This is a genomic window from Syntrophorhabdaceae bacterium (genome assembly GCA_035541755.1).
Lineage (GTDB): Bacteria > Desulfobacterota > Syntrophorhabdia > Syntrophorhabdales > Syntrophorhabdaceae > PNOF01.
Map to the genome: position 1 here is coordinate 1 of DATKMQ010000150.1, position 10,497 is coordinate 10,497.

Consider the following 10,497-nt stretch of genomic DNA (forward strand, 5'->3'; position numbering starts at 1 on the left):
CGTGCTCTCCCACGCGGCAACGAAAGATACTACCGTGACAACCAGATGCACCACACAGATAGTATGCATAGACAAAAACGGCAAGCCAAAAAGAATCCCTGACGATTTCAGAAACAGACTCATTCAACACGCAAAAAAGGGGTGATGACCGAGGAGGACCTCTCATCACCCCTTAGATTCTTCGGGTATCTTCTCTTACGTCAGGAGCTTTTTCCCCTCAGGGCTTCCCAGCTTTTCAATATCTGGACGCCCATATACAGCTGGAAGTCGTCATCCTCAAGAGGTTTTGCATCCGATTCTTCCGGCTTCTTCACTTGCTTGTCAGAAGCACCGTTTTTGTCGGCGTCTTCTTTTCGCTCGATCAGGTCCTTTTCTTTCAACGGGACGATCTTGTCCTTGGACCTTACCATGTTGTTCTCCACAGTGATGTCAGGTGTGACACCTTCCCCCTGAATGGAACGTCCTTTGGGCGTGTAGTACTTGGCTGTAGTGAGCCTCACGGCGGAACCGTCACTCATGGGAAATATGGTCTGCACCGAACCTTTGCCAAAAGACTTGGTACCCACGATTACCGCCCTTTTGTAGTCCTGAAGAGCGCCGGCAACGATCTCCGAAGCGCTCGCGCTTCCTTCATTGACGATCACTACGAGGGGCCCCAGGTAATCGCTGTCTTTCTTCTGGGCGTAAAATTTCGTCTTGCCCAGATCCTGTCTCTTGCTCGCCTCCCTTCCCTCGATGGAGACAATGATGCCATCACTTAAAAATTTGTCGGAGACCTCCACGGCCTGCTCCAGAAGTCCGCCCGGGTCATTCCTCAGGTCGAGGACAAGTCCCTTTAACTCTTTTCCTTTACCGCTCTTCTGCAGCTCCCTGATAGCCGCATCCAGGTCTCTAGAAGTCTTCTCCTGGAACTGGACAATTCTCACGTACCCGTAGTCGTCATCAAGCATCCTGAATTTGACACTTTTCACCTGGACAATATCTCTCACCACGCTGTAATCCTTCATGCCGAGGACCCCGTCCCTCACGATGGTCAAGAGCACCGCCTTGCCTTTTTGGCCGCGGATCATCTTGACCACATCAACAAGGTTCATGTCCTTAGCGGGTTTCCCGTCGATCTTGATGATATGGTCCCCGGCCTTGATCCCCGCTTTAAATGCAGGCGTATCTTCGATAGGCGTAACCACTATGGGGAAACCGTCTTTAATCGATATCTCGATACCTATACCGCCGAACTCCCCCTTAGTGTCGGTTTGCATTTCCTTGTACATGTCGGGTGGCAGAAAAGAAGAATGAGGATCCAGAGACTCAAGCACACCTTTGATGGCGGAATAGATAAGATCCTTGTCCTTGACCTCATCAACATAGTTCTTTTTCACGAGGTCTATCACGTCGGAGAACGTCTTCAGATACTCATATATTTCCTTATCGTCGGAGCTTACCGCCGCTTTCTTCCCCTGGGCCCCCAGAAGAAATCCGAAAATAAATACAGTGACAAAAAAAAGACTTAAGAATACCTTAGTTTTTCTGCTCATGATGCCTCCTGGTCTGATAATACTACAATCCCGCGTAACTTTCAATTCGATTCGGCCTTATGGTATCATCTCCCAATGGAAACAGTTTTTGTGGCAATGAGCGGTGGCTTTGACAGCTCCTTTGCCGCATATCTTCTCAAAGAGAAAGGATACAATGTGGTAGGCGTGACTTTCGAGCTTCTTGGAAAACACGCCCCGCTCATCGAATCCCTTTACTGCTCTCACTCCAACCACGCGGTAGCCCGAGCGCAGGGGGTAGCCCGCTATCTTTCGATCCCCCATTATGTCCTGGACTTGAGCCAGGAATTCGAAACCCATGTGATTCACCCCTTCATAGATGAATATAAATCCGGCAATACGCCAAATCCATGCATTCTGTGCAACAGGTCTGTCAAGTTCTCCTCTTTCGCAAAAAAAGCCTTTTCCATGGGCGCCGACAAGCTCGCCACCGGGCATTACGCCATCATTGAAGAGATAGATGGGGACTATTGCTTGAAGAAAGGCGCCGACGGCTATAAAGATCAATCATATTTTCTCTACTCCGTAGACAAAAGCATTTTGAAGAACACGCTCTTTCCGCTCGGCCCATACACCAAGAAAGACCTGCGTGAGCGTGCAAGAAACCTGTCGTGGAATATTCACATGATCGAGGAAAGCCAGGATATCTGTTTCATTCCTGACAACGATTACGGAGACTTTCTCTCCCGGCACATCGCACCCAGGGCCGGACCAATCTATCATACGGATGGTACGTTCCTCGGCAATCACCGGGGCCTCTATTTCTACACCATCGGGCAAAGGAAGGGAATAAATATCCCGTACGGAACGCCCCTTTACGTGGTCGATATCATACCTGACGAGAATCTGATCATCGTTGGCGGCAAAGAGGAACTTTTGTGTACGAGCCTTACGGCATCAAAAGTAAATATGTTTTCCCATGCTTCGCTGAATGTAAGCGGAAAAGTCAGATACCGCCAGAAGGCAGAGGCCTGCACCTATGAGATGGAGGGAGATTCATTGCGGGTACAATTTGCAACTCCCATATCTTCAGTCACACCCGGCCAGTCCGTGGTGCTCTACCATGGGGACCGCGTGATCGGAGGGGGTATCATCAAAACACGAGGGCGGCAGGCAAACCAATGAGCAGAAATTCCCGGCACACGCTCGCCCGGTAGCATATATTCTCCCGGCTGTAAACAAACCCCCGTTCACTTTCCGGAGAGTTACTATCCCCTGAACTTCCTGAATACCGACTTGGCTATGAGCATACTCGCGATCTGGTTCGCGCCCTCGTAGATTTGCGTGGCTTTGGCGTCACGCATCATCCGTTCGAGAGGATATTCCTTGGTATAGCCGTAACTTCCCAGTATCTGCACGGCGTCGGTGGTGACCTTCATGGCCGCATTGGCAGAAAAAACCTTGGCGATGGCCGAGGCCCTGTCGGCGGCTATAGCGCGCATTTTGTCCCTCTCATGTACCTTGGCTTCATCAAGAAGCCGCGCCGCGTTATACACGAGAGCCCGGGCCGCCTCAAGGTCAATGGCCATCTCTCCTACCATCAACTGTATGCCCTCATGATCACAAAGTTTCTGCCCGAACTGCACCCTGTTCCAGGCGTACTCCACAGCGAAGTCGAAGGCGCCCTGGGCAATTCCCAACGCCTGCGCCCCCACAGCGGGCCGCGAGAGGTTGAGCGTGGCCATGGCTACACTCCACCCCTGACCTTCCTGTCCCAGCAGGTTGTGCTTTGTGAGCTTCACGTTATCGAAGGTGACCTCGGTGAGATCCGAACCGATCATACCCATCTTCTCTTCATTCTTGCCTATGATCACCCCGGGATAGTCCCTTTCAACAAAAAAAGCGGTAATGCCCCGGTGCCTGAGCGCTGGATCGCTTGTGGCAAACACCGAATATATCTGTGCGCTCGCCCCATTTGTGATCATCGATTTTCTGCCGTTAAGATAATAATTGTCGCCGTCCTTGGTAAAGGTCGTGGTCATACGGGCAGGGTCGGAGCCGGCCTCGGGCTCGGTGAGGCAGAACGCGGCGAGATAGTTGGCGTCCGAGCGCGTCACCTTGCCGAATACATCCTCTTTCTGCTCATTGTCGGCCGCGATCATCACAGGCATAAGCCCCACGTTGTGGGCAAGACAGATTAACGATGCGGATCCAGAGGCCTTGGCGATTTCTTCGATTACCAGGCATAGGGAAGTAATATCGCCCTCGAGGCCTCCAAAAAGCTCGGGGAGCATTAGATACAAAAAACCTTGCTTCTTGTATACATCCACAATGTCCCAGGGAAAGGTTCCTGTGGCGTCGATCTCTTTCGCCCTCGGAGCCACTTTTTCTTTGGCTATCTTTTCCGCAATCTTCTGTATCATCATATGTTTTTCTGATAGGCTCATCCGAATTAACCTCCTGATACTTTTAGTTGACAAAACCGCATTACTTCTAACATAATTTTCCCGTAATTCAAATAAAAAAGGAGAGACCATGTCCAGAGTTTATTTCACCGATCTCAGAACCACGCCCAAAAGAAATGTGTTGAATAAAATCGAGGATCTCTTGAATCGGGTCAAGCTGAATACAAAGATAAAAAAGAACGACATTGTGGCAGTCAAGCTGCATTTCGGTGAGTATGGAAATGTCGCATATCTAAGACCCGTGTTTTTAGCAACAATCGTTAGCCAGATCAAAGCACTTAATGCCAAGCCTTTTCTGACCGACACAAACACCCTGTATACGGGTTCGCGCAGCGACGCGGTAAACCACCTTCAAACGGCCGTCAAGAACGGCTTCGACTACGCCTGCGTGCAATGTCCGGTCATCATTGCGGACGGATTGCGCGGAGCAAGCGAAACCAGGGTAGCCGTCGAGGCCGAAGTGTTAAAGGAGGTGAGCGTGGCAAAGGAGATCGCCGAAGCAGACGCAATGGTGGTCGTGACACACTTCAAGGCCCATGAACTTTCCGGCTTCGGGGGCACACTCAAAAATATCGGCATGGGCTGCGCCACGAGAAAAGGCAAACTCGTGCAGCATAGTTCCCTTGCACCCCAGGTGAACCGGGAAACCTGCAAGGGTTGCAAGGTCTGTTTTGGCTCATGTCCCGCCCAGGCCATATCGCTCGTGAACAAAAAGGCTTCAATTTACGAAAAGAAATGCATAGGCTGCGGCGAGTGTCTTCTTATATGCCCTTTTAATGCGATTGAAACCCGATGGGATGAAGCTCCCGATGCCTTTCAGAAAAAAATGGCCGAATACGCCTCCGGTGCGCTGCGTGGCAAAGAAAAGAAAGCGGTCTACCTGAATTTCGTTCTGCAGGTGAGCCCGGCCTGCGATTGTTACCCGAGTAACGACACCCCCATAGTGCCGGACATTGGTATCCTTGCCTCGGACGATCCCGTGGCCATCGATCAGGCTGCGTGCGACCTCGTAAACAACGAGGAATCGCTGCCTGATACGGCGCTCAAGCGCCGTCTGGGAAAAGGCGAGGACAAATGGAGAGCCCTTTATCCCGCCATAGACTGGAGCATACAGCTTAACCACGCTGCCACGCTGGGCCTGGGCGAGCGTGCATACACCCTTATAAAAGTTTGAGGTGATGCGCCATCATTGTGTGCGGGCATCGGTTTTGAGCATACCCCTGACGGACCTAGAGGCTGAACCTCCCCACCATTTCATTCATGTTCTTCGACAGATCGGCCAGCTTGGCCGATGCCTCGGCATTTTGCTGGATCCTCTTTGCCGTCTCCTGCATAACCACAGAGATCTGCTGGATGCTGGAGGCTATCTCATTTGTCGTGGCCGTTTCCTGTTCTGAGGCCACGGCTATCTGGTTGATTTCGGCGGTCACTTTGTTGATCTGGTCGAGGATATCTTTCAAGGCATTGCCCGATTTGATCGCCTCGGCCGAGCCCTGACCCACATCGCTTACACCCTCTTCCATGGATACAACGGCCTTCTTAGTTTCCGACTGCATTGATTGGATGGTCTCACGGATCTCCTTTGTGGCGTCGCTCGTTCTCTCCGCCAGTTTTCTGACCTCGTCAGCCACCACCGCAAAACCTCTTCCGTGTTCTCCGGCTCGCGCCGCTTCTATGGCAGCATTTAAAGCAAGCAGATTCGTCTGATCCGCCACATCGTTGATGAGGCCCACAATTTCACCGATCTGGTCCGATCTCTGCCCCAGGTTCTTGATAATTTGAGCCGAATCCTTAACCTTCTCATTAATGCGGTTCATAACCTCGATGGTCTGCCGTATGATGGCCTCTCCGGTGCTTGCCGACTCATTTGCCCGCTCCGAGCTCTTTGCCGCCATCACGCAATTTTGGGCTATTTCGGACGAGGTCTTGCTCATTTCTTCACTCGCAGCCGCCACAGAGTTCACCTGCATGGCGGCCTCTTCCACTCCAGCAGCCATATGTTCGGTCGCGCTGTCAAGCATGTTTGCAGCAGAGGAGACGTCGTTGCTACTCTTGGCCACGTGTTTAATGGCGTCGTGGAGCGTCTCCGCCAGGAGGTTAAAGTCGTTTGCCATCTGACCGATCTCGTCGGAAGTGCTGACCGGTATCCGTCCGGTCAGATCTCCTCGGGCCACTCGCCGGATCACATCCACTGTTTGCTTTATGGGAAAGAGTATGAGAGATCGCATAGTCAGACTGATGATCAAGGGGAGGAGAATAGCTGCGAGGAACACCCCGACCGAAACCATAAGACCCAGTTTGAAAGTTTTTGCCGAGGAGTCATATTGATCCTTGCTGAGTTTCTTTTCGAGACTGATGAGTCTGTCGACGCATTCGCTGATGCTTCCCGACAGACTGTCGGCAAAGGTAACATAGGCGTTGCTGTCCGCGCCCTCCTTGGAGATATCCTGAGCAAGTCCCTCAAATTTTGACATGAGATCGAGCATCTCCTGAAAGATTGTCTGCTCATCCTTGGTCAAACCGGGCGACTTGCGCAACTGTTGCAGGGCATCCGAAAGATCTTTGATTGAAGCGGTTTGTTGCTGTGCAAGGTACTCTATCTTGGACCTCGGAAGGTTAGCGGCCACAGCCCCTTGAAGCTTATAGAGCTTTGACTGCAGCTGATTAAGCTTTATGGAGAAATCTGACGCGGATTGGTAGTAACCAAAGCGCTTATTCACGATGTCATCCATTGCCCCCCTCTGTTTGTAGAATCCCACATAGGTAACAACTCCGAAGATTACAACAAACAGGGCCGCGGTGAAAGGTGCCACGAGTAGCTTCTTTGTGAGCTTTAAGTTGCCGAGCCAGGTTTTCATTGGTTTGCTCCTTGTAAATTGCTTTGAGAACGCCGCCCATGCTCTAAGCGAGCGCTCATCTTGATGTATTTTCGGCAAATTGCGACACTTCTTAAGGGACGCCCTATGCCCCTCCCCAGCCTTTTTTTCCCGTGGGCATGAGCATGACCAGAGGGATAGATGAGAGAAGTCCAAAACCGAAGATGCTGAAGGTAATCTTGAAACCTGTGCTCGGGCTCACGCTCGAATGCAAAATGAGGGTAATGATAGAAATGCCCAATGCGCCCCCAACGGTTCTGAACATACCCCGAAGTCCGACGATGCTGGCTACTTTCTCCGGCATGAGCTCTATGCACGCATTGTTGGCAGCCGGAAACGCAATCCCCATACCCACTCCCGTAATCAGTATAAGGATGGAGAGTACCTCTGCGCTCCCTATCCGGACGGCCACTGCACCCCATAACTGGCCTTGCCCGAGGATGATCGTTGTGAGGGAGATAATGGTCAACCCCACTATCATGGGCACACGGTATCCGCACCGTTTGAGCAGAAAACTTGTAACCGCGGAAGAGGAAATAGTTCCTATGGAGCGGGGTGTGAGTATCATCCCGCTCATCAGTGTCGACAGCTTGTAGACCGAGGTGGCCAAAAGCGGCACGAAGGAGAAGATTCCAAAACCGGCGGCCCCGATGATCATGTTGAGCAGGTTGGCAGCGAGAAAGGGCTTGGATCTGAGCAGGCTAAGGTCCAGTATCGGGTTGATCTCTCTTCTTTCCTGACGGAAGAACAATAGAAACAGGATGAAACTTAAGCATAAAAATCCCGCAGTGTAGAGAAGGGAACGGACAGAGAAGTTCTCAGCCACGATGTTTAACCCGAACATCAAAAAAAGAACGGTGCCACTCATTAACAGGGCGCCTTTGAAGTCCACGCGGGGTCGAGAAGAAACCCGGGTATCACGAAGCAGCACGAGGATTAAGGCTGTGAGGCAGATACCCACCGGAAGATTGATATAGAAGATATACCGCCAGGAAAATCGGCTCACGATCCATCCGCCCAGGTTTGGCCCGATAATCCCCCCTATGGGGAATATGCTCGTGAAAAGGCCGATGGCCCTTTCTCTATTCTCCGGAAAGTGATCGGCCACAATCCCGGACGCTGTGGGAAGAAAGCTTGCTCCTCCGATGCCCTGGAAGAACCTGAAGACGATCAATGTATACATGTTGGGCGCGAAACCGCAGGCCAGCGAACCTACGGTGAAAAGTATGAGGGATATCAAAAAGACCTTCTTGCGGCCGAACATATCGCTCAGATTTCCCGCGAGCGGCATGGCGGTGGTGGTTCCGATGTAGTAAATCGAAATAGTCCACGCGGCCCAGAGTACATTGGCGTTGAATTCCCGCATGAAGTTGGGGAAAGCAACCGCGACTGCCGTGCTATCAATCGAATACATCAGAAGACCCAGGGCAGCACTCACGAAAACGAGGTAACGGCGCATGTTAGGGACGGGTCACGCGGGCAGAATCTATCGGGGTTAAGACCATATCAGAAATGGAGTTTACTAAATTATTGCTTACAAGATCAACAGAAAATCGTGAATAGCGTCCTAATTTGAGGACACTACCAAATCGTGGTGGGTGAAGGCAGCTCCACTACTCGCCCGTTCCTTCTGTCGTGCAATCAGGATAGAGCCTCGCCATGCACTCAGGGCATATACCGTGGGAAAAATCAGCCTGCGACCGGTTCTTGATGTACACCTCCATTTGTTCCCAATTTCCTTTATCGTTGCATATCTTCTTGCAAGATGAGCAGATGGGGAGCAGGCCGGACAGGGTTTGCACCTGTGAGGCCGCATTCTTCAGTTCAACAATCAGTCTCTCCCGTTCTTCTTCCGCCTGCTTACGATCCGTGATATCCTGGTTTGCGCCATATCTTTTGACGATACGGCCCAAATTATCCTTGACCTTCCTCGCCCTTGTCAGCACGTAACGCACCTCTCCGTCGCGACGAACAATGCGCTTTTCGACATCGGGAAGCAATTCGGGGCCGGATTGCGTGACGTTCTCTCTGACCGCCCTATAGAAGCTCTCGAGATCGCCGGGATGTATGAACCGGTTCGCATACTCTTCCCTTGTCATGCGATATCCCCCTTCCCGCTCGGCCGTGGTCGCGTAAAACGCATAAAACGGGTCGTTAAAGACGAATGTATCAGTCGCGGGGTCAAACTCCCAGTACACGATGTGCGCAAGGTCCATCGCCTCCAACAGCTGAAGCTGGCTCATACGCAGATATTCTTCCGACCTCTTGCGCTCAGTGATGTCGTGGAGGTTTACTACCATGGCGTTCACGTTCGACTCTTCGAGCATGTTGCGGAGCGTGGCTTCAAACCACCTCCAACTGCCGTCCTTATGGCGGTTCTTCGTCTCAAAGGTTACCGTTTCGCCCGGATGGTCAAGGGCCCAGGAACGGGCTGACTCGGCGGTGGGCAACGAATCGGGATGTGTGAAATCCGCCCGGTCCCCTGTAAGGAACTCTTCAACTGAATACCCAAGAATCTTAGTAACGTTGGGTGACACGTACCTGCGGTTGCGGCTCACGTCCCCGAGCATGAGGATCTCTGACGATGTTTCTACCAGCGTGCGATAGAGCACTTCGCTCTTTCTCAAGTCCTTTTCGGTCTGCTTTTGCGCTGTTACATCGATAACGGTAAAGATATAAGAAAGATTGCCCATAGGGGAGACCTGCAAGAGGACGTGGCGTACCGTACCATCCTTTCTCTTCAATCTCGTTTCGGCCTGGCCTCCCTCAAAGAGAGTGCTCCCTGCTCTGGCATACGCCGCATCGCTCTCAAAGAAAAGTTTGGCGTTCTTTCCTTCCAACTCTTCACGGTTATAGCCTGACATCCGGCACAAGGAGTCATTCACCCAATCGACGGCGCCGTTTATCACCCTGCCGATCCCTATGGGGGAAGCCGTCAAAATGGCATTGAGAGACCCCTGCGATTCGATTACTTTTGTTTCTACTTCCTTGCGGGTGGTAATGTCCCTGACAAATCCGCCCACCCCTGTTCTATCGAAGTTTAACCTTACCGGGAATTTGACCGTTTCGTAACTTTTGCCACCGGTTATTTCTTCCGAGGTCACGATAGACGCAGAACTGACGGCCTCCATATCCGTCTGCCTGCAGCTAACCGCTCCTTGTTCAGGCATAAGATCAAAATCGGTCTTACCTATGATCTCGCGTTCCGTCTTTCCAAAGAAAGCGGCCAGTTCTTTATTCACAAGAATATACCGGAGGTTTTCGTCCTTGAGAAATACCATATCTTTCGTTGAATCGATGAAGGTACGATAGCGCTGTTCACTCTGTCTCAGCGCCTCTTCGGTGCGTGCCCACATTTCTTTAGATTGCTCAAGTTCTCTTATTTGCCGTCTTAGAGAGGCATTCTCTTCAAGTAACTCTTGAACCGTTTTGGACAGATCTCGCATCTCACCCTCCTCGGGATGGGACCTCATACCGACACACCTATCCATGTGCACGCGCTTGACCTGAGAAAGTCACGGTATGCGCACAAAACCCCTCGTTTCCTCCATCATATCCTGAGAGATGGAAGACGGTACAGATACCCCGTGATATTATCGCACAATAGCCGGCAAACTTTAGAAAAAACTTTTCGCGATGACCCCGGGTGACCGTACAAAACCT

7 protein-coding genes are annotated in these 10,497 nt (G+C 51.5%); 2 read left to right on the forward strand and 5 right to left on the reverse strand.

Annotation, left to right across the window (positions count from 1 at the left end):
• Window positions 1-200: 200 nt before the first annotated feature.
• Window positions 201-1,535, reverse strand: coding sequence for a S41 family peptidase (locus VMT62_14605; protein ID HVN97657.1), 1,335 nt, complete (start codon window positions 1,533-1,535; stop codon window positions 201-203).
• A gap of 75 nt (window positions 1,536-1,610) precedes the next feature.
• Between VMT62_14605 and mnmA the strand changes: the two genes are divergently transcribed.
• On the forward strand, window positions 1,611-2,678 hold the full coding sequence (mnmA, locus tag VMT62_14610) for a tRNA 2-thiouridine(34) synthase MnmA (protein ID HVN97658.1): 1,068 nt from the start codon (window positions 1,611-1,613) through the stop codon (window positions 2,676-2,678).
• Between the two features lie 83 nt (window positions 2,679-2,761).
• Here the strand turns inward: mnmA and VMT62_14615 are convergent, their stop codons facing one another.
• Entirely contained in the window at window positions 2,762-3,940 is a 1,179-nt protein-coding gene (locus VMT62_14615) for an acyl-CoA dehydrogenase family protein (GenBank protein ID HVN97659.1), read from the reverse strand.
• An 88-nt stretch (window positions 3,941-4,028) separates the two neighbouring features.
• On the opposite strand from VMT62_14615, the gene VMT62_14620 reads away from it, so the two are divergent.
• Window positions 4,029-5,132: a DUF362 domain-containing protein gene (locus VMT62_14620; GenBank protein HVN97660.1), complete on the forward strand. Its 1,104-nt coding sequence runs from the start codon at window positions 4,029-4,031 to the stop codon at window positions 5,130-5,132.
• Between the two features lie 55 nt (window positions 5,133-5,187).
• Here VMT62_14620 and VMT62_14625 read toward each other — a convergent pair whose 3' ends face one another.
• The 3 genes from VMT62_14625 to VMT62_14635 all read right to left on the reverse strand — a co-directional run bounded on the left by VMT62_14625 (window position 5,188) and on the right by VMT62_14635 (window position 10,280).
• A complete protein-coding gene (locus tag VMT62_14625) occupies window positions 5,188-6,816 on the reverse strand; it encodes a methyl-accepting chemotaxis protein (GenBank protein HVN97661.1) in 1,629 nt (542 codons plus the stop codon).
• 103 nt (window positions 6,817-6,919) lie between these two features.
• Entirely contained in the window at window positions 6,920-8,293 is a 1,374-nt protein-coding gene (locus VMT62_14630; protein HVN97662.1) for a DHA2 family efflux MFS transporter permease subunit, read from the reverse strand.
• A 154-nt stretch (window positions 8,294-8,447) separates the two neighbouring features.
• Window positions 8,448-10,280 (reverse strand): PAS domain S-box protein, encoded by a 1,833-nt coding sequence (locus VMT62_14635; GenBank protein HVN97663.1) that lies wholly within the window; start codon window positions 10,278-10,280, stop codon window positions 8,448-8,450.
• Window positions 10,281-10,497: the final 217 nt, after the last annotated feature.